This is a genomic window from Neisseria sp. HMSC070H10, assembly GCF_001837635.1.
In the GTDB taxonomy this organism is placed as follows: Bacteria; Pseudomonadota; Gammaproteobacteria; order Burkholderiales; family Neisseriaceae; genus Neisseria; species Neisseria subflava_A.
On the sequence record NZ_KV833350.1, the window covers coordinates 1 to 500 of the forward strand.

Genomic DNA, 500 nt, shown 5'->3' on the forward strand with positions numbered 1-500 from the left:
ATTAAAGGCCTGTCAATCTTGCAGCAATGTTATTTTAGAGTTTAGAAATCGCTATCCAAATATTCAATTAAATATTTTTACAGGAAAATAGAATCATGGGAAAAATAAAAAATTATATAGAATTCAAGAAATTATTTAAAAATATAACGGAAAAATTTGTCAGAGATTTAGATGTAACATTAATTGAAGCAGCTGAATATTCTATAATTGAATTCGAAATTTATTTATCTGAATATCCGGAAGATAGTACATTTATTTTTACAGCATGGGCAATCTATCTGTTAGAAAATAACTGTCTCAATGAAAGAGGAAAAGATAATTTTTTCATCGCGGAAATGAAAAAATGTTATCAACAAACTAATTTGGATAGAATAAAATCTATCTATTCTTCGAGTGACTATCATATTTTTGCTAAGGATGTAAACAAGATTCAACAAACATTTAAATTAAATCTTGCCAATATCATGCAGCAAGAGTAGCAACTGTATTTTTAACCCCGT

General features: G+C 26.8%; 1 protein-coding gene. It reads left to right on the forward strand.

Annotated elements, in window-relative coordinates:
• The first annotated feature begins 95 nt into the window (after nucleotides 1–95).
• Nucleotides 96–479 (forward strand): hypothetical protein, encoded by a 384-nt coding sequence (locus tag HMPREF2606_RS00710; protein ID WP_070843139.1) that lies wholly within the window; start codon nucleotides 96–98, stop codon nucleotides 477–479.
• The last annotated feature ends 21 nt before the right edge of the window (nucleotides 480–500 follow it).